This window comes from Wolbachia endosymbiont of Anurida maritima, assembly GCF_042182995.1.
In the GTDB taxonomy this organism is placed as follows: Bacteria; Pseudomonadota; Alphaproteobacteria; order Rickettsiales; family Anaplasmataceae; genus Wolbachia.
The window spans coordinates 953799-974130 of record NZ_CP102058.1 but is presented as its reverse complement, the minus strand read 5'-3'; the positions used below and the strand labels follow the sequence as shown (position 1 = coordinate 974130).

Annotated in this window: 18 protein-coding genes, 2 tRNA genes and 1 pseudogene; 8 read left to right on the top strand and 13 right to left on the bottom strand. The window is 35.3% G+C overall.

Translation table 11 applies throughout. From position 1 onward, the window contains the following. Positions 1 to 282 precede the first annotated feature (282 nt). Together NOX90_RS05240 and NOX90_RS05235 are read right to left on the bottom strand one after the other, a co-directional pair. On the bottom strand, positions 283 to 666 hold the full coding sequence (locus tag NOX90_RS05240; RefSeq protein ID WP_375604573.1) for a transposase: 384 nt from the start codon (positions 664 to 666) through the stop codon (positions 283 to 285). A 17-nt stretch (positions 667 to 683) separates the two neighbouring features. Beyond that, the gene (locus tag NOX90_RS05235) at positions 684 to 1049 is read right to left on the bottom strand and encodes a transposase (protein WP_375603639.1); all 366 of its coding nucleotides are present in this window, start codon (positions 1047 to 1049) and stop codon (positions 684 to 686) included. 748 nt (positions 1050 to 1797) lie between these two features. On the opposite strand from NOX90_RS05235, the gene NOX90_RS05230 reads away from it, so the two are divergent. Continuing rightward, positions 1798 to 2328 (top strand): phospholipase D family protein, encoded by a 531-nt coding sequence (locus tag NOX90_RS05230; RefSeq protein WP_375603799.1) that lies wholly within the window; start codon positions 1798 to 1800, stop codon positions 2326 to 2328. A gap of 109 nt (positions 2329 to 2437) precedes the next feature. After that, positions 2438 to 2980: a hypothetical protein gene (locus tag NOX90_RS05225; RefSeq protein ID WP_375603798.1), complete on the top strand. Its 543-nt coding sequence runs from the start codon at positions 2438 to 2440 to the stop codon at positions 2978 to 2980. Positions 2981 to 3050: 70 nt separating this feature from the next. Here the strand turns inward: NOX90_RS05225 and uvrC are convergent, their stop codons facing one another. The 11 genes from uvrC to NOX90_RS05170 all read right to left on the bottom strand — a co-directional run bounded on the left by uvrC (position 3051) and on the right by NOX90_RS05170 (position 17063). Continuing rightward, entirely contained in the window at positions 3051 to 4853 is a 1803-nt protein-coding gene (gene uvrC, locus NOX90_RS05220; RefSeq protein WP_375603797.1) for an excinuclease ABC subunit UvrC, read from the bottom strand. Further along, the gene (gene glyS / locus NOX90_RS05215) at positions 4837 to 6954 is read right to left on the bottom strand and encodes a glycine--tRNA ligase subunit beta (protein ID WP_375603796.1); all 2118 of its coding nucleotides are present in this window, start codon (positions 6952 to 6954) and stop codon (positions 4837 to 4839) included. Before glyS ends, uvrC begins: the two co-directional genes overlap by 17 nt. Positions 6955 to 6957: 3 nt before the next feature. Then, positions 6958 to 7797 (bottom strand): glycine--tRNA ligase subunit alpha, encoded by an 840-nt coding sequence (locus tag NOX90_RS05210; RefSeq protein WP_375604612.1) that lies wholly within the window; start codon positions 7795 to 7797, stop codon positions 6958 to 6960. Positions 7798 to 7841: 44 nt separating this feature from the next. After that, positions 7842 to 8600 carry a phosphatidylglycerophosphatase gene (locus NOX90_RS05205; RefSeq protein WP_375603795.1) on the bottom strand — a complete coding sequence of 253 codons (759 nt, stop codon included), beginning with the start codon at positions 8598 to 8600 and terminating at the stop codon, positions 7842 to 7844. A 146-nt stretch (positions 8601 to 8746) separates the two neighbouring features. Beyond that, a complete protein-coding gene (gene hemB / locus NOX90_RS05200) occupies positions 8747 to 9742 on the bottom strand; it encodes a porphobilinogen synthase (RefSeq protein ID WP_375603794.1) in 996 nt (331 codons plus the stop codon). Beyond that, positions 9735 to 10760 carry an NADH-quinone oxidoreductase subunit NuoH gene (nuoH, locus tag NOX90_RS05195; protein ID WP_375603793.1) on the bottom strand — a complete coding sequence of 342 codons (1026 nt, stop codon included), beginning with the start codon at positions 10758 to 10760 and terminating at the stop codon, positions 9735 to 9737. Before nuoH ends, hemB begins: the two co-directional genes overlap by 8 nt. Before the next feature lie 425 nt (positions 10761 to 11185). Further along, the gene (nuoG, locus tag NOX90_RS05190; protein WP_375603792.1) at positions 11186 to 13234 is read right to left on the bottom strand and encodes an NADH-quinone oxidoreductase subunit NuoG; all 2049 of its coding nucleotides are present in this window, start codon (positions 13232 to 13234) and stop codon (positions 11186 to 11188) included. Between the two features lie 5 nt (positions 13235 to 13239). After that, the gene (locus NOX90_RS05185) at positions 13240 to 13452 is read right to left on the bottom strand and encodes a hypothetical protein (RefSeq protein ID WP_375603791.1); all 213 of its coding nucleotides are present in this window, start codon (positions 13450 to 13452) and stop codon (positions 13240 to 13242) included. Positions 13453 to 13691: 239 nt separating this feature from the next. Further along, on the bottom strand, positions 13692 to 15194 hold the full coding sequence (locus tag NOX90_RS05180; RefSeq protein WP_375603790.1) for a leucyl aminopeptidase: 1503 nt from the start codon (positions 15192 to 15194) through the stop codon (positions 13692 to 13694). 96 nt (positions 15195 to 15290) lie between these two features. Next, positions 15291 to 15941: a protocatechuate 3,4-dioxygenase gene (locus NOX90_RS05175; RefSeq protein WP_375603789.1), complete on the bottom strand. Its 651-nt coding sequence runs from the start codon at positions 15939 to 15941 to the stop codon at positions 15291 to 15293. Positions 15942 to 16115: 174 nt separating this feature from the next. Then, positions 16116 to 17063 carry an IS5 family transposase gene (locus tag NOX90_RS05170; protein ID WP_375603607.1) on the bottom strand — a complete coding sequence of 316 codons (948 nt, stop codon included), beginning with the start codon at positions 17061 to 17063 and terminating at the stop codon, positions 16116 to 16118. Positions 17064 to 17160: 97 nt separating this feature from the next. Between NOX90_RS05170 and NOX90_RS05165 the strand changes: the two are divergent. From NOX90_RS05165 to sucC, 6 genes and pseudogenes are all read left to right on the top strand, one after another. Further along, positions 17161 to 17604 (top strand): annotated as a pseudogene (locus NOX90_RS05165) (hypothetical protein); the annotation flags it as partial. A 68-nt stretch (positions 17605 to 17672) separates the two neighbouring features. After that, a tRNA-Glu gene (locus tag NOX90_RS05160) sits at positions 17673 to 17744 on the top strand. A gap of 28 nt (positions 17745 to 17772) precedes the next feature. Next, positions 17773 to 18459: a 16S rRNA (uracil(1498)-N(3))-methyltransferase gene (locus NOX90_RS05155; RefSeq protein ID WP_006279818.1), complete on the top strand. Its 687-nt coding sequence runs from the start codon at positions 17773 to 17775 to the stop codon at positions 18457 to 18459. A 209-nt stretch (positions 18460 to 18668) separates the two neighbouring features. After that, positions 18669 to 18742: transfer RNA gene (locus tag NOX90_RS05150), tRNA-Pro, on the top strand. Positions 18743 to 18941: 199 nt separating this feature from the next. Next, a complete protein-coding gene (rpsU, locus tag NOX90_RS05145; protein WP_006279819.1) occupies positions 18942 to 19142 on the top strand; it encodes a 30S ribosomal protein S21 in 201 nt (66 codons plus the stop codon). Positions 19143 to 19179: 37 nt separating this feature from the next. After that, on the top strand, positions 19180 to 20331 hold the full coding sequence (sucC, locus tag NOX90_RS05140; protein WP_375603788.1) for an ADP-forming succinate--CoA ligase subunit beta: 1152 nt from the start codon (positions 19180 to 19182) through the stop codon (positions 20329 to 20331). Position 20332 lies beyond the last annotated feature (1 nt).

The window sequence follows — 20332 nt, the reverse complement described above, 5'->3', positions numbered from 1 at the left end:
TGTTGGTGTCATCTAGGTAGTTCACAGAAACGAAAAAACTTCCTTCGCCAGCCCCATTATTGTAGTATTAAGGGCATTTCTGACTCAAAACTTGTTTTTGATCTGCGCAGGTTCAATGACAAAATTCAGTAAAAAACTCAGGGTATCTTTTGGCGGATTACATAAAATTATAGCGGCTGCATGTCTTTTAAATTTTTTCTACATTCAGCCAAACCGCGCTTAAACTAAGCGTCAGCAAATTGTTATAGCGCCAATTTAAAGTATTAGAGCATGTCTTCAAACTCAAGAATGAGCTAATTTGTGAAGCATAATAGTGATCATATTAAAAAAGATGTTATTTTTTGAAGTGAGAGGAGAATGCTCATAATCCTTACTCATACGTCTAAAATTGGAGAGCCAAGCAAAGGTTCTCTCAACAATCCAACGTTTAGGAATAACCTGAAATCCTGTATCAACTACTTTCTTGGTAATCGTCAACAAACATCCAGTTTCCAATAAACAGCGGTTTTGCAATTTACCTGTATATCCTTGATCAGCAAAAAACTTACGTAATGTTGGAGCTTTGCATTTGGCTTGAACAAAAAGATTTAGTGCACCATCACGATCTTGAATGCTTGCACTGTGTACTTCAGCAGCAATTACAAGACCTAGAGTATCTACAACGATGTGGCGTTTTCTACCCTTTACTTTCTTGCCAGCATCATATCCTCTGGATCCCCTTTTTGAGTGGTTTTTACTGATTGACTGTCAATTATTCCTACTGATGGAGTTTCATTCTTACCAATTATCTTTCTTAGTTTTTTAACTAGAAAATCATGAATTTCTTGCCATATTCCACTTTTTTTTAAACGCGAATTACAACTATACACGGTTTTCCATGGTGGAAAATTCTTAGGTAGTTGTCTCCATTGACAGCCTGTTCTCATCACATACCTTATTGCATCGATAATCGTTCTGATACTGTGTTTTCTTGGTCTGCCGGTCTTTTTAGGTTCAAAATATTGCTCTATCATCTTCCATTCTTTGTCACTTATATCGCTTGGGTACATTTAAAATATATCTTATAACACACTTCTTAACTCCTTTCTACTTAGTTTGAAGACATGCTCTTAGAGAGTCAAAACCAGCATCACGGGGTTTCTTTTGCCTTTTTTTTCATTTAGTAAAGTTCTTAAACATTTATAGCTAAACGACAACCGTCATCCAAGCCTCCTATGATATCATGCAAGTAGCTGACACTGGTTCCTTTATGAAGGTGTCATCCGAGTAGCTGACACTGGTTTACTTTATGATGATGTCACGCACTGGGATGACATGGTGAGGCGTCATCCAAGTAGCTGACACTAGTTCCTTTATGACGGCAGTGCCCCCTCTTATCATCTCAGTACTGATTAGCTATAAAATTTAAGAAAATATTTAAGAAATTTACCAAACGAAAAAAAAGGCAAAAGAAACCCTAGGGTAGCTAGTTATTCACTATCCATTTTTTAAGTTGGCGTTTTTTGATGTTTTAAATAGCGCATTTCAGCTTATATTAGGTAAAAACCTAGAAATTTTATAAAGACATAAGGTGCACATAGTGCAAAAAATTAAATATGGAACACCAAATACGTTGAGTTTTTTTGTCATTTAATCTGTACAGAGAAGATAAATAAATAGCTTCAGTTTTATAATAAGGAGGCTGGCGAAGTAAGTTTTTCGTTTCTAACGATTGTTGCCAAAACCATGCAAGAAGTCTATTGACAGGTGATTAAATTATAATGTAGCCTATCGCCGTATATCTGGGGGTGGGTTGTTGTGAGGCTTTTTCACTTTTTATTCTTGTTAATATGTTTTTCTCTGTATTACTATGCGGGTTTTATATTTTCGCCTTGCCCAAAAGCTACGGTTTGCTTTTCACCTGGAGAAGATTGTGCTATGCCGATAATCAGCGTAATAGATCAGTCTAAAAAATCTATCTTAGTTCAAGAATATACATTTACTCTTGGAACAATTGCAAAATCTTTGATCAATGCTAAAGAACGTGGCGTTGATGTTAAAGTCATTTTAGATAAATCGCAACTCTACTCAAAATATAGTGTTATAAATGAACTATTTTCAGGTGGAGTACCAATTTGGATCGATGATAAGCCAAAGATTGCTCATAATAAGATAATGATTGTTGACAATCAAAAAGTCATCACAGGATCATTTAACCTGAGTAAGACAGCTAAAAAAGGAAATGCTGAAAATTTATTAATTATTACAGATTATCCTAAATTGATTCAGCAGTATGTGAAAAACTGGGAGGCACGAATGTCACAATCTTATAAATACGTCCCCAACTAATCAAGAGCGCTTACTCAAAATCGGGTTTAAAAACAGCAAGGGAGAGCTTTTTTTATTGATTGGCATAATGATTATGATATAATAAACTAAAAGTTTCAGGAATAAGGTAATGGATTATATAAACGATGCTGCCGGTAGCTACACTGCCATTCACGATTTTTTTCAAAACAACGGTGTTGGAGATTATAAAGTTCAATGCAGTTATGGTGGTGTACCGTATGCTACTGACGAATACGTACATTCTGGCGATAAATTTTGGAGCAATAATTTCATAGACTCACATTTTGGCAGGGAAATAAAAATGTATCCTCAAAGTGAACTTTTAGCTAAAGAATATGCTGGAAGTACGCTGCCAGTTTCAATATCACTAGATAAGGATTTAATAAAAATAAAGGAATGTCAGAAAAAAACGAAATTTGTAGAACTAGAAAGAGAGTCAGGTGATCTAGTGTATGATAAACAAAAGCATGTAAAGTGTTACACAACGAAGCTATCATATGATGATGTGAATATTTACAACAACGATAAAGTTTCAACATTTAGCATTAAATATGACGTGCCAAACGATACGAGATACAGTTTAAATGTAACATTTACAAAGGTTAATGATAATAAACCAGGGTTTTGGCAAAAATTTAAAAATATGTTTTAACAGAGTAGCTTCTCAATGAAGAGATTCTGAGGGAAAGTGTTGAGTATGACGTTGGGAAACTTTGTCTTCACTAGTTATAATTCACGTGTTTAAGAATGACTTCTGCTAAACCTTTACTAATTCCAGGTACGTTTTGAATTTCAGCCAGAGAAGCTTTACTTATGTTCTTCACTGAACCAAAATAAGACATCAACGCCTTTTTTCTTTTGTTGCCAATGCCGGGTATTTTGCTTAATTGTGAAACTATAAACTGTTTATCGCGTTTTTTTCTATGTGAAGTTATTGCGAAACGATGTGCTTCATTACGCAGCGATTGTAAGTGAAGCATGACTTTGCTGTCATTCGCCAAACTGAATTCTTCCCTGCCCAGCATATAAAATCTTTCATTCCCTGCGTTACGATCAGGACCTTTTGCCATACAAGCAAAAGGAACGTTTATATTCAATACTTCCAGTACATTCTGTACTATGGAAACATGTCCTGGTCCACCATCAATCAGTAAAAAATCAGGTATTATGCCTTTTATATTGCCGGAGAAACGTCTAGTTAGCACTTCCCTCATCATTTTATAGTCATCGCCTGAAAATTTTTCCTTTATAGTAAATTTTCTGTACTCACTTTTTAAAAAACCCTCCTGCCCTGCAACAACCATCACACCAATTTGTTGATTTCCAGATATATGGCTATTGTCATAAACCTCGATACGCTTTGGAATGTGTGGTAACAAGAAGATTTTGCTAAGCTCTTCAAGCTTTTCTAGGTTATTTCTATAATCGATAAGCTTCTGCTCTAAGCTATGCTGAGAATTATTGTAAATAAATTTCAACAAATCACGTTCTTTACTATTTTCTGCATGCAAAACTTTCATTGGTTTTTGAGCAACAGCATACAGTGCTTGCTCTATAATTTCCTTACCCGTAATAAAATCGGGAACGTAAATTTGTGCTGGTGGTGTATTAACTGGATTATACAAATTGACCAAAAAGGTGGATAAAATTTCATCATTTGGATGATCACTACAATTCTCGACGAAGTAAGGAATGCTTCCATAGTTGCCTTTATCTCTGAATGATAATACACCAATGCATGCCAGGTCCGCCTCACGTACAATGCTGAAGAAATCTGCATCTTTTTCAAAAGAAAAATCCATTGGCTGCATTTGAATTTGCTGAAGAAATTTCAATCGATCTCTATATACAGCAGCAAGCTCATAGTTCATTTCCCTGCTGCACTTTTCCATTGTAGAAAATAACTGTTTTTGCACTTCTTTATTCCTTCCGAGCAGCGTATCTTGTGCTTGTTTTACTGATTGGCAGTAATCATCTTTTGTAATTTTATCTACGCATGGTGCTGAACAGCGCTTAATTTGATATTCGATACATGGTCTTTTTGTTGAGGAAAAGTATTGATCTGAACATACTCTCAAGAGAAAAGCTCTTTGCAATGATAATATAGTGTTCTTAACAGCAGCAGCAGATGGAAAAGGGCCATAGTAATGAAACTCATTCTTCTTAAATTTGCCTCTATATTTCGCTATTCTTGGATAATCGTGCTTGGAAATTGTTATATAAGGATAAGATTTTCCATCCTTAAGCACAATATTATAAGGTGGCTTCAACGATTTTATTAACTGTGCTTCAAGAAGCAGTGCTTCGATTTCATTCTCAGTGATGAATATTTCAACCTTAATAACCTGTGAGAGCATAACTCTAATTCGTTCAGAAAGGTTTTCAAATTGAAGGTAGTCGGATAACCTCGACTTCAAGTTTTTTGCTTTTCCAACATATAAAACTTTATTCTTATCTCCAACCATCTTATACACGCCACAGGACTGTGGAGATGATTTGATTTGTTCTTTATATTGCCTGAGCATTTATCCATTGCTTAACCTGTATGAGGTTAAAATCTGCTACTAAATGAAAGATGGAAACAACACTTGCAAGCAAAGATAATCTGTTTCTTCTTAGCTCATTAGAATCACAGTTAATCTTTACACTGTCCATAAATTGATTGATAAATGGAGCAAAACCAGCAAGCTCATCAAGTGCTGCATTAAAGTGATTATTTTTTATTGCTTGTTTTATGTTTTTACAAGCAGTTATAGCGCAATTTGATAGTGCAATTTCTTCATCTTCAATCAAAAACCTCTTACTGTAAGACGTACTATAAGTAGTGCTATCACTTTTCCTTACTTTGCTAACTATGTTACTTACTCTTTTGTAAGTGCTTAGAATCTGTTCACCTTCTGGCGTACTAAGATAACGATCCAATATAACAGTTTGCTTTTCTGCTGTCAGCAGATCATTAATACCGATTTTATATAGTATTGAATCTACAATATCTTGCCTTATATCTCTATTTTTTAAAATAACCTTGAATCTTTCTAAGCAGAATCTCAATACTAGTTCTGAAATTTGTTTTCTATTTGGCTTATCAGCTGACGTTGTATTGTTATTAAATAGAAGTCTTGAATATAAAGATACTGACTTGTCTATCAGTAGCCTAATTGGAATATGCAAATTATTTTCAAGTATTGTCCTAATTATACCAATTGTCATTCTCCGCAAACCAAACTGATCATATGAACCTGAGATCTTTTCTCCTGCTGCAACTAAACCAACTAAGCTATCCACTTTGTCTGCAATGGACACAGCAATTGCAGTAGGAGATTTAGGGCATTCTTGCTCTGGCCCGATTGGCTTATAATGCTCAGTTATAGCTTCCACTATTTCTTTATCTTCGTGAAAATAAGAAGCATAATATCCACCCATTACTCCTTGTAATTCTGGAAACTCTCTTACTATCGATGTTGCCAAATCAGCTTTTGCCAAATATGCAGCACGTTCAACTTTTATCAGCGAAGCATGTGGAATAAATATAGCTATATACTTTGACAGAGCCGTAATACGCTTCACCTTTTCCCCCACGCTGCCAAGTGAAGCATGAAATAATATTGAACCTAATCTTTTGACATAATAATCTAGATTTTCCTTTTTATCTTGAGATATTAAAAATTGGGCATCAGCAAGACGTGCTTCTAATATTCTTTCGTGTCCTTTAATGACTTTATCATTATTGACATTAACAACAGTAACAAAATATGAGATTCTTTGCCCATTACTCAAAGCAAGGTATTTTTGTTGTGTATTAATTATACTAAGTATTACTTCCTTTGGTAATCCAAATGACTTTGCTTGATTCACTTCACCAAACAGTACGATTGGCCACTCTATAAGCCCTGTCAATTCATTTAGTAAATAATCATTTTTCTCAAGTTGTAAATTCTGCTCTTTTGTGAATTTATTAATCTGATCTAGTATAAATTGCTTTCTTTTGTCCATTTGGAGAATTACACTGTTTTTTTCTAGCAATTCAAAATAGTCTTTAGGTGCTTTAACAGTTAACGCTGTACCACTTGAGAGAAATCGATGGCCATATGTTGTGTTAGATGCTGTGATCCCTGCAAAAGACACAGGTATTATTTCATCATTTAAAATGCATAAAATGTTTTTAATTGGCCTAACCCACCTTTCTTTTCCTTCGCCCCATCTCATACTTTTTGGCCAAGAGAAATTTTTTAATATTTCTCCTAGTTGATTTTTAAGAAACTCTTGAATGTTAAATGAGCAGCTTTCTCTTTTAATGAAGTAAAAATCCTCATTATTTACTTTTCGAACGAGCAAATCTTCTTCATTTTTCTGATATTTTCTTAAAAAACCTTCGATAGCACTTTTTGGTGCGTTAATGTTTGGTCCCTTAACTTCGTTATTGGAATCCTTTAGCTCCAAAGCACTTATGTTGTCGACAAATAGGGTAATGCGACGTGCCGTTACAAAAACCTCCATTGATGTAAATTTTACATTATTTTTGTTAAAAACATTGGCAATACAGCTCTTAACTTGAGTTGCAGCTACATTCTGCATTCTCGGTGGTATTTCTTCTGAAAGGCACTCAAATAATAACTGCAATGACATACGCTATTTACTCATGTACAATTCACAACATTTTTTTGTCAGCTCTCTAACTCTGCCAATATAAGCTGTACGTTCATTCACACCAAGCACACCTCTTGCATCAAGCAGATTAAGTAGGTGACTAGTTTTAATACATTGGTCATAAGCTGCCATTGGTAGCTCTTTTTCAATAAGGAACTTACACAATTTTTCCGTATCTTCGAATTGCTGCTGTACCACTTTAGTATCATAATAATCTAACGCTAGATAAGAAAATTCATATTCTCTTTGTTTAAAAATATCTCCGTAAGTTACACCATTATCGTTCCAAATTATATCGTAAACATTATCTACATCTTGTATGCACATTGCTAAACGTTCCAACCCATATGCCACCTCACCAGGAATCATCTTGCAGTCAATCCCTCCAACTTGCTGTATATAAGTAAGCTGTGTTACCTCCATTCCATTGCATGTAACTTCCCATCCAAGTCCTGATGCACCAACACTTGGATTTTCCCAATCATCTTCAACAAACTTAATATCATATTTTTCTGTAGATATGCCAAGAGCTTTTAAGCTATCTAAATAGACGTCTTGTAAATTATTACCAGATGGCTTTATTATAACTTGATATTGGTGATGTTGATACAAACGATTAGGATTATCACTATAGCGCCCATCTGCTGGCCTAATCACTGGTTGTAGATATGCAATTTTTGTCGATTTTGTATCAATTGCAGACATAATTGTTGCAGGATGTAATGTACCAGCACCAACTTCAGATGTGTATGGGTGAAGTATAACACATCCTTCACTAGCCCAAAAATCTTGTAACTCCTTTATTATACTTTGTAAGTCCACACAAATTGTCACTTTNTTATACTAAATATATAAATAAATAAGTACTATTCAATACCTATTTTTTTAACAGTATCATGTAAATAATCACCTAAAAATGCTGAACTTTCCCTCACATACTGAATTATGCTTTTATTTAGGACAATTGCACCATGCATAGTTAAATCGCAGAATATAAATGCTGTTAAATACAGTAAAATCACCGCATAAAATGTGTGAAAAATCCCCTCAAATGTAATTGACATTGCATTATTATAGCTGAGCTGTATTGAACTTATTGGCCATGGTTTTATCACTTCTACGACATTAAAAAATACGTAAGGTATCATAAGAAAAAAGAAAAAGTGCATAAAATCATTAAACCAAAATGGGCATTGAAACATCTGCTTACATATATTCCCATAGAGTTTACTTACAGCATAATAAATTGACATTATTGCTGGCATTGAAAGTGCTACAGTCAGTACTTGCCCTGACGCTATTTGTATTACTATTTCTTCACCACTGTTTGCTGAAGGGTCTTGAGCATGAAAAATAAATATTCCAATTAATTGCATTACTAACATAACTATTGCCAATTTTGTAAAAACAGCAGCTACAACTATTCCTGAGTCTGGCATTTTATATAGTAAGTATTCGCCTCCATATGTAAGAATTAATATAACATCGACAATAAATAATATTAAAAAAGAAGACCAATAGTTCTGCCAACTTGGTAAATATCCTATTCCTAAAAGAGAGCTTACTGTTTTGGCAGGAAAAACTTTGCCTAGTGCCTTTCCCAAAAGTTTAAAAAAAATCCCCATGTCCTAAGTAACACTTGGTTTATATTATTTATAATACTGTATTGTAACGGACTTATCAATAACTTAAAACATGTATTGGAAAATTTTAAGTAATATGCAGCAACAGTAGAAGAACATACACCAAAAATTTAATAATTTTATAGGGCTTATGCACTTAAATTTTTTGCAATATCAAGTGCAGCGTAAGTGAATATTGCACTTGCACCCGCACGTTTGAAACCAATCAAAGATTCATAAATCACTTTGTCATAATCGAGCCATCCATTATTTGCTGCAGCTTTTATCATTGCATATTCACCACTTACTTGATAAGCAAAAATCGGAAAATTAAATTTATCACTTGCTGTTTTAATAATATCCAAGTATGGCATGCCTGGTTTAACCATAATAAAGTCTGCGCCTTCATTTATATCCATTTCAATTTCACAAATTGCTTCGCGCGCATTCCGATAATCCATTTGATAACCACTTTTATCTATAGAGTTTGATAGCCCACATGAACTAACAACTTGCCTGAATGGTGCATAGAAGCTGGAACAATATTTCACTGCATAGGATAATATTGATACATCCTGAAAGCTCTCACCATCCAGTGCCTTTCTAATCATTCCTATTCTACCGTCCATCATATCAGAAGGAGCAACTATATCGCACCCTGATGCTGCCAAAGCAAGTGCTTGTTTACATAATACCGATACAGTTTCATCGTTTTCTACATCAACCTGATTGTCTTTTAAAATGCCGTCATGGCCATGAATAGTGTATGGATCCAATGCAACATCTGCAATAATACCAATTTCAGGTATATTTAACTTTACAGCACGAATTGCTCTGCAGACTAAGTTGTTAGAGTTATATGATTCCTCAGCATTTTTGGATTTTAATTTACTATCAACTACAGGGAAAATCGCAACAGCATTAATTCCTAAATCCTTAGCTTCTTGAATTACGGATACTAGTCCATCTATTGAGTAACATTTTACGCCTGGTAAGCCAGAAATTGGTTCAGTTGTTTCTTCTCTGTCATGAACAAACAGAGGAAAAATCAAATCATTTACCGATAAAGTGCTTTCACTTGTTAAATTGCGAACCCATTTGCTTGAGCGCCTGCGCCTTAATCTTGTATTTGGAAAATTAAACATTGGATCCAGGTAAATTTCCAGTAAAGAGCAACACCCCTGAAATGAGTATCACCCAAAGCACCGATATTGGCAGAAATACTTTCCAACCAAGACGCATTAGTTGATCATATCGATAGCGAGGTATTGTTGCTCTAATCCAAATAAATACGAACAAAAGTATGACTATCTTCAAAACGAACCAAATCAAACCCGGAATTTTGTAAAGTAAACCAAGCTCCAGTGGCGGATACCATCCTCCTAGAAAAAATATCGTCATCATAGCGCTTGCTAAAATCATATTTGCATATTCTCCTAAAAAAAAGAGAGCAAAAGGCATCGATGAGTATTCGACGTTATACCCAGATACAAGCTCTGCTTCAGCTTCTGGTAAGTCAAATGGATGACGATTAGTTTCGGCAAGCAAAGAAATAAAAAATATTATTCCTACAGGCATTAGTAGTAAATCAACCCAAAATGGCATATTATGTTTCGCCACTACCATTTCTCCAAGATTTAATGTTCCAGTGGTAATAACGACTGTAGCAACGATTAAGCCTATTGAAACTTCATATGAAATCATCTGAGCAGCCGACCGTATAGCGCCAAGAAATGCATAATTAGAATTGCTTGACCAGCCTGCAATAATTACGCCGTATACTCCCAGCGACGATATAGCTAGCACATAAAGCACTCCAACATTAATATTTGCTATAACCTTAGGAATAACTACTTGCTGGCCATTTTCTACAATTACTTCAGCACCAAACGGTATAACTGCCCAGGCAATTAATGCCAAGATAAAGGTAAGCATTGGAGCCATAATGAACAGTATGGTGCTCGCTCTAAATGGTATTATCGGCTCCTTAATCAGGAGCTTAATAGCATCTGCAAATGGCTGCAATAGCCCAAAAAGTCCAACTACACTTGGACCATGCCTCAGTTGAATTGCAGCAATCACTTTGCGTTCAAAATATACTAAATACGCAACCGACAACAGTAACGGAATAAGAAGGAAGACAATCTTAAATACCAGAAGCATACAACCCTAAACCACAAAAATGATCCATAATTCTAAGAATCCACAACACAGCGAGTGCTATAGAAAAATTATTTAATACAATTAAAACAAGGATTGCTACATTTTTTGATGTACTATTTCTTTCCGTCTTAATGCAATAGTATGATATACATGCAGCTAACACCAGAATCAGAAATGTAGTTCCCATACACATCTCAACGTATGATATGAAAGGTTTTTCTTGACTTTTGCTTAATATTACAAATGTTATCACAATCCACATAGGACCATTGATAAGCAGCTTTCCAACATCTACACATAACTGCGCTAACGTATATGGCTTCTGTTCTGCATTTTGGTCCTGATTACTTGTAATGGTGACAGTTACTTTATGCTGCAAGTATACAAAAATTGGCAGTAAAAAAGGTGTTAAGATGAATAAGATATTAACTAGTGTAATCATAAAAAGCCTTAGTACAATCTGCCATTATTTTTGAAGCGCGGCTTATTGAATCCGTCATATAAAAATTACCCTCCTTTAAGGTAAAAGGTGTATTATTTAAGCTTATTTCACCACTGCTGATTGGAATCCATTTATTTTTTATCACTTGATCAGTGTTGCTAAACTGTGAACCAATAGTATCTAATTTTTTTCTCACATCAAATAAACTATCATATGGTAAGGAGAGATCCAAATATTGTGAGAGGTTTTTAATAATTAACCAGTCCTCCTTTGCTCCACCCGGAGGCGATACAGCTAAATTTGTTCTTTGCACTCGACCTTCAGTGTTTACATAAGTTGCACATTTTTCTGTATATGCAGCACCAGGCAAGATAACATCTGCTACATGTGCACTTTTATCACCATGATGACCTTGATAAATTACAAATGTGTTTTCTAACTTTGATGTATCAATTTCATCTGCACCAAGAAGATAAACCACTTCTATTTCACCACTTTCTGCATGTTCCAATATTTGATTAATATCCCTTTCGCCTTTTTTAGGAACAAACCCAATATCTAGCCCACCAACTCTTGCTGCAGCTTTATGCAGCACATTAAAGCCATTCCAGTCATCTCTGACCATGTTAAATTTTTCTGCAATTTTGCCAGCTAGAATTAGAATTGATTCAGAATCATCTCTTATTAATGCATCTTGACCAATGATCAGCATAGGGTTTTGAGCAGCCACCAGCAGCTCACAGAATTTATGACTTCCATTTGCTATTTCACTCAAAATATCAGGATTATCGCCCAATTTCTCGACATGATATAAATATTCAATGTTAGGACCAACACTTGCAATAGGAAAGTTGCCCTGTAAATATCTCTTTCTCAATCTTACGTTAATGATCGGTGCTTCTATCCTTGGATTTGTATTTATAAGCAGGCATAAATCTGCATTTTCTATACCTTCAATAGTGGTATTGAACACATACGATCCACGATTACTTGGTATAAGCTTTGCACCATCCTGCCTGCAGTCTATATTCCCCGAGCCGAGCTTCTGCATCACTTCTTTGAGTAGAAGCATAGATTCACAATCTGCTAAATCACCTGCAATTGCAGCTATTTTATTTGATTTTGTATTCTTTAATTTCTTTGCAGCAATAATTAATGCTTCATTCCAATCAACTGGGGCTAATTTACCATCTTTTTTTACATAAGGTCGATCAAGACGCTGAACTTTTAGTCCATCATAGGCAAAGCGGGTTTTATCTGATATCCATTCTTCATTTACCTCTTCGCTCAGCCTTGGCAATATCCTCATAACCTCCGGGCCACGATAATCAACTCTAATTGCGCTACCCACAGCATCTAGTACATCTATAGTCTCACAATGTGATAGCTCCCATGGACGCGCTGTAAAGGAGTAAGGCTTTGAAGTTAAAGCCCCTACCGGGCAGAGATCTATGATATTTCCGGATAATTCAGAACTAATATGCCTTTTTATGTAAGTGCTAATCTCTACATTTTCTCCCCTTCCGATTCCTCCAAGTTCATTTGTACCTGCAACATCGGACAAAAACCTAACACAACGAGTGCAATGAATGCACCTATTCATCGCAGTTTCAATCAGCGGTCCGAAGTGTTTTTTTGGCACAGCCCTCTTATGCTCATCAAGTCTGCTGTTTCCTTTTCCATAAGCAATTGTGATATCTTGCAAATCGCATTCACCACCCTGATCGCAAATTGGGCAATCAAGCGGGTGGTTAATTAGCAAAAACTCGAGTACTCCTTCGCGTGCTTTTTTAACCTTAGGGGTATCAGTGTGAATAACCATCCCTTCTGCAACTGGCATTGCACAAGAGGCTACTGGTTTTGGAGGCCCACCCTCCACTTCAACCAAACACATTCTGCAGTTACCAGCAATTGCTAAACGCTCATGATAACAAAAACGTGGAATTTCAACGCCCACGACTTCACAAGCTTGAATTATAGTGAGCCCATGCTCTACTTCACATTCCTTAGAATTAATAGTAACTTTAACCACAACTATTATACAGCTTCCCACTTTACAGGATTGCCGCTTATCTCATCTTCAACCAGATTGCCGTTGTCATATTGAGCAGACATATAATTCATACGCGAGTCACGATCTATATATCTAACAGGTTTCACTGGTTTATCTTTATACATTTTTTGCTCAGCTTTCTTACGCTGAGTAGGGTTATTTTTACTAGCTGTCTTTGCTTTCCCACCTGCTGCCATATAAACTCCTAAAAACTTTTCATTCTATTTTAACACTTAAGTATATAGCGTCAATATTTAATAACTTTAAAATTTCAATAGACCTCTTACTTATAATCATTGTTTAAATAAAAAGTTATTCCTTGATGCCATTCCAGTGCTTGACCAAAAAAAAGAAATATGCATCAGCTACTTTCATTTGCTGCACCTAGGAAATAAACGTTCATGTAGCTAAGGCCATAAATCCAGTATAAAGACCTTCAATCATTGGCTTCGTAGTACTTTTCAACCAACTTATTAAGTAACCTTACACCAAAACCTACTGCTCCTCTTGGACAAATATCAGTACCTTTTTCGTGCCAAGCAGTGCCTGCGATATCTAAATGTGCCCAGCAAGTTTCATTCACAAAACGCTGTAAAAACTGTGCAGCCATTATGCTATCTCCACCAGAGCCCGCAGGAGCGATATTTTGCACATCAGCAATCGGTGAATCAATAATTTTGTCATAAGTTTCATTCATAGGAAAACGCCATAACTTCTCATTTACTTCATTTCCTGCATCAATCAGACGATTTGCTAATTCATCATTATTTGAAAAAAGACCAGCATATTCGTTATTTCCAAGTGCAACCACTATAGCACCAGTTAAAGTTGCAAGATCAATCATAAATTGTGGTGAAAATCTCTCTTGCGTATACCATAAAGCATCTGCAAGTATGAGCCTTCCCTCTGCATCAGTGTTTAATACTTCTATCGTCTGTCCTGACATTGAAGTTACTACATCACTTGGTCTTTGAGCATTACCACCCACTGCATTTTCTGCAAGTGCAACCACGCCGATCGCATTTACTTTTGCTTTTCGTCCTGCTAAAGCATGCATCACCCCAACCACAGTAGCAGAGCCTGCCATGTCATATTTCATTGACTCCATACCACGTGAAGGTTTGAGTGATACTCCACCAGTGTCAAACGTTATACCTTTACCAACAAAAGCTATTGGCTTTTGTTCTTTAGAAGCCCCATTCCATTTTATCACTACTAATTTTGGTTCTTTACTACTTCCTTGTGCGACTCCAAGCAAGGCTCCCATTTTNTTCTCTTCCATCTGCTTTTTATCAAGCACTTCGATTTCAAGGCCAAGCTTATTAAGTTCTTTTTTTATATGATCAGCATAGGATTCTGGATATAGAATGTTAGGAGGCTCTGTTATAAAAGAGCGCGCAAGGAATATACTCTCACCTTCTTGTCTTAAGTGCTCAAATGATCTTTCAGCATTACTTAATTGTTCATCTTTTACTAATACGGTAATCTCCTCTAACTCTGTAATTTTCTCATCCTTTTTAGTTTTATACTTATCAAACTTAAAACTACGTAGAAACGCACCATATGCAACATTTGCTGCACTACCTTCGATTAAAATCGCTGCTTTCTTAATTTTTAATCTGCTTAGCTCACAATATATTTTACCACCAATATTTAATTCTTTATTTTCATTCCATTCATCCTTTTTACCAAGTCCAACAACTATGACATTTTTTTCTTCTGGCAAAGCAGTAGAGAAAAATTCACCAAAATTTCCATTGAAATCGCTAAATTGCTTTATATTATCTATGATCTGTTTTCCTTGCAAAACTCCGCCATCATTTACGGTTTCGTTGTCCTCAAATAAACCCATTACTATTGTTTTAAAATCGGGCGAAATTTTAGAAATTGTTATTTTCATTGCTGGCATCTCCGTTGCAAATAATTGTAAACTGTACATAAAACATAGCAAACACATCAGTAAGATATTTTTCATATACGTTCTAAGTACAATAACACTCAAGTTTACTATGGACTCCCTTACATGCAAGGTTTTTTATCTTTTATTAGAGAACTTATTATATCCGCCTAAGGTAATGTTAAACGTATAGGTTTTTATGACCTGATCACTGTAAGTAAATGATGTTATGAGAAGGCTTGCAAGTCCGTTACTAACAAAATCTTCAAGAACAGGATCAGCACAATTATCGCAATTATGGTCAGCAAAAAACATTTGCGTTGTGAATTCTGGAAAATCTGGATGTTGAACTAGAAAGTTAATATGTGGAGCTCTATCACCAATTTTACCAGGTAAAATCGTAATAAAATTATAATAGCCAAGATTATTCACTACAAACCTTCCTGATCCAGCAAAATTCGGATCGAGTTGATTATCCTCTATATTCTTATCGTAATGGTTCACGCCGCGTGAATTCGCGTGCCATATAGAAACTACAGCATTTTGTATTGGTAAACAGTTTACATCAGTAATTTTACCCACTATGTGTATTAATTCTCCTGTTGCACTATTTGGAGAACCAGGTTTCCTTCTTAAATTGTTTGAAGAGCTAAAATTTTTTGGCCTTGCATCAAGGTCATAAATCTCTGGAGTTTCAATGCAGTTGAGCAAAACAGGATCAGCTGCAAATAGCGGCAAATTGAATACCGTTTGTACTAAAAGCGCTAATAAGATATTTTTCACATTCATTTCATTTATAATAGACTTCTTGCATAACCATATAACAAACTTTTATTGGGAATAGAAACGAAAAAATTACTTTACAAACTCCGCCAGCGTTCTTATCATGAAACTGAAGCTATTTATTTATCTTCTCTGGGCTTTGTTGCATGGCTACCAATGAGAAGGTGTGATGTAAGGGATTTACGAGGCAAATTCGAAAATAGGCATACCGATATCAGTAAATTTGTTAATCAAGTAGCATTTTAAGATCATCTCTTGAGAACGATTTATTTTGGATTTATTCTTAAAACTAAATCCAAATGTTTTTTTAACCCTAAAGAAAAAACTCTCAATACGTGATCGTGTTCCATACCTTGTCTTCTTTTTCCACTGACTTAAATTGTATGCTTTTCTTATATTGATGTTCTTATTTCGTTCCGATAAATGATCTATATCATTGTAGATTTTTGCATTTTTTCTCGGCTTTATTATGGGTTTTAAATTATACTTATTGCATAACTTATATAAATTTGCTGTATCATAAGCTCCATCTGCACGAAGAGACTTAATCTTATAGATATCACCTATTTCTTTTAGTATTTCCGATGCTGATACGCTATCATGTGAAAGGAAATTAGTATATCGAGTTGTTATTGCCTTTTTACTGTTTATATCTAAAGCAACATGTAGCTTTCTTGCTTGATTTCTACCATTATATTTCCTTATCTTGGCATTATCTTTGTTATGTTGAGTGCTGTTGCTATAAATATGGATTACTGTACTATCTATAGCAATTTCAATATTCTCCATATCATTTTTATCTGTTCTGTGATCACACAGTTTCAAATTAAGTTTGTTTAGTCGGCGACAAGCCTGTGAATAGCTCATCACTTGCAGATTCTTCCCTATACCTTCTAAATATCCTTTTATGAATCCAACTGCTTGCCTTAAACCTATTCTAAATAGATTAACAATTATATGTATTGCAATGACAACTTTATCGCTGTAAATGTTATTTCCACCTGCAACCTTTTCTGAAATTTCATACCAGTTTTCTATAGCTTCATCAATGAAATGAAAGACATTTCCTCTTTTTTCTAAAAATTGATTATACTCGTTATTGTTACTGACTTTCATTTTCTGTGGCATACACTCCCTAAAGCATTCATTTTTCAATAGAGTAACCACTTCTTTTTTAATTTTCTCTCTTTTTTTCTCCTATCTCTACTCGCTATGCAACAAAGCCCTTTCAGAACAAAAAAAGCCTACTAGCCTAAAACAGAAAGAGCCAGAACAGTCGTCAGAACCTATTTATGCTAGGGTAGATTTGTCCAAGAAAAGAGCAGAAAGAAAAGCAAAAGACATAAAAGCTAATTCTGGAACTTGCCATGGGTTAGTGCAAGATAAAGTGAATGATTGGCAAGTGAAGCTAAATGAGCTAAGTGCTAATAAGTCGATAAGTCAGCAACAGACTAATGATCAAAAAATTAAGACCAAGGCTGGCTTTAGTGTAGAAGAAATAAGGCAGAAATATGAGCGTAGAGATTCTGGCTACGATTCTGGCTATGATTCCGATACAAAAGTTGAACAACAATTAGAATTAGCTCCTAAATCTGAGATAGGTTCAGTGAGTATTGAGCATGGAGTAATAGGAGGCTGTCGATATAAGATTACTGATATATCCCTCTAACTATGTGATTCAAAATAATTGAATTGACTTTATATATGTAATCGATATAACCTAGTTAGATTCAAGTTGACTCTTTCGTCTAGTGGTTAGGACACCACCCTTTCACGGTGGTAACACGGGTTCAAATCCCGTAAGAGTCACTCAAGTAGAATATAATTAAAGTTTTGAATGGGAAAAATTAGGCTCTATGTTGAAGAAGCTTTATCACAAGGCGTGAGTTTAGCACTTAATCCACAACAAAGTCACTATATTTGCAATGTAATGCGGCTTAAGAAGTATGATAATCTCTCTCTTTTTAATGGAAAAGATGGAGAATGGTTAGGAGAAGTAGTTAATATATCGCGTAAATTGACAGAAGTTACACCCAAAGAATGCACTAAACAACAGCAATATGAGGAAAATTTATACCTGTATTGTGCCATGGTAAAAAGTGCTGCTTTGAACAACATAGTAAGACAGGCAACTGAAATGGGAGTAATCTGCATTCAATTTATTTCAACGGAACGTACAGTGGTAAAAAATATTAACCTAAGTAGAGCAAAATTACAAGCAATCGAAGCAGCGGAACAATCCGGTAGGATAAGTATACCAGAGATTTTGCCTCCTATTAACTTTTGCGAATTACCTGATTCCCAGAGTAAAAATTTTGTTTTATGTGATGAAACAGGTAAAGCTGATAAAGTGCTGAAAGGTAAGAAAAATGTTGCTATTATTGTTGGCCCTGAAGGTGGTTTTTCATCTTATGAACTTGATCTTGCCGATAAGTTTTGTCAAAAATTGAGTCTAGGAAAAAGAATTTTAAGAGTCGATACCGCTGTGGTTGCTGCACTAACTTTCACCAATTGGTGTAGCTAGATTTTTAAATATGGCTAAGATAAAGAAATCTGGTTCAGTGTTGCGCGCACAAAAACTCTGTAGACTCTCTACGAAGCAGTCTGTTGTTAAAGAGGAGCTAATAAAAAACATATTCTAAGATAATATTAAATCTCGTATTATATTTTTTCTAAAGTAAACAAATGAATCTTGCATTTTGCCTGAGTTATTGATACCCTGAGTAAAGAAGTCGGGGCGTAGCGCAGCCTGGTAGCGCATTTGGTTTGGGACCAAAGGGTCGGGAGTTCAAATCTCTCCGCCCCGATGTTAGTATAATTGTAAGAACGCTGTAACATAAGAGCAATCTCCATCAGTAAGCAAGTAGCTGACACTGGAATGACATCATTTGCCATGTAAATTACGGCATATTACATTTTAACGCTCAAGTTTATAAAATAATTGACAATGTTAATTTTCTAATTTATAAATAGATTTTGAAATGATTACCGAAGGAGGTATAGAGTTTGATAGAAGTATCAGTCCATTATGGTGATGTAGACAGAGCTCTTCCAGTATTGAAAAAAACAATTCAAAAGGAAGGAAGAGGGTTGAAAATGAAAAAACAATATCATGAAAAAAAATCAGAAAAAAGAGCTAAAAAGAAAGCTGAAGCTAAAAAAAAGAGGTACCAACAAGAGTGCAGAAGGCAGCGTTATGGTTGGTAGTTTGTACTCAAGTTAATAGTTTATCATTGGTTATTTTATGAATATTCACGAATATCAAGCGAAAGAAGTTTTGCATAAATTTAATGTCCCAGTGCCAAAAGGTTTTGTTGCTACATCTGCGGAAGAAGTAAAGACTCAAGTAAGTCAATTAAAATCTGACGTGTTTGTAGTTAAAGCTCAAATTCATGCAGGTGGTAGGGGTAAAGCCGGTGGTGTAAAGCTAGCAAAGTCAGTTGAAGAAGCTCAACAGTTTGTAAAGGACATGATTGGTACGACTTTAGTTACTCATCAAACAGGGCCAAGCGGGCAGCAAGTAAGAAAAGTGTACGTTGAAGAAGGCTCAAGCATTAAGAAAGAGTATTATTTAAGCCTGGTGATCGACCCGAAGCTCAGTAGGCCAATATTCATATTTTCCTCAGAAGGTGGAATGGACATTGAAGAAGTGGCGAAAAATTCTCCCGCAAAAATTGTGAAATTTGATATTGATTCTGCTACAAGCTTTGATAGCAGCAAGTTGAGCAGCAGTTTTAATTTGAGTTCAGAACAAATAGAAAAAATAACAAATGTTGCAAAAAATATATATGATGCGTTTATTGCAACTGATGCAAGCCAAATTGAAATTAATCCACTGGTTGAAACAAATTCTGGAGATTTTATTGCGCTCGATGCGAAAATTAATTTCGATGACAATGCTTTATATCGTCACCCAGAAATTATGGAACTTCGTGATTATGATGAAGAAGTGAAAGAAGAGATAGAGGCTTCAAAGTATGGGCTCAGTTACATCAAAATGGATGGCAGTATTGGTTGCATGGTAAACGGTGCAGGTCTTGCTATGGCAACAATGGATATAATAAAATACTACGGAGCAGAGCCTGCTAACTTTTTGGATGTTGGTGGTGGAGCAAGTAAAGAAACTGTAACTGAAGCATTTAAAATTATATTGTCTGATAGCAACGTAAAAGGAATTCTGGTTAACATATTTGGTGGTATAATGCGTTGCGATATTATTGCAAGTGGAATTGTTGCTGCTGCAAAAGAAATGAGCATTAAAGTTCCTCTAGTGGTTAGATTATCAGGTACTAATTTTGAAGAAGGAAAAAAAATTTTAGAAGAGTCGGGATTAAATATTATTGCTGCAGATGAACTGGGTGATGCTGCGCAAAAGATAGTAAAAGAGGTAAAATAAA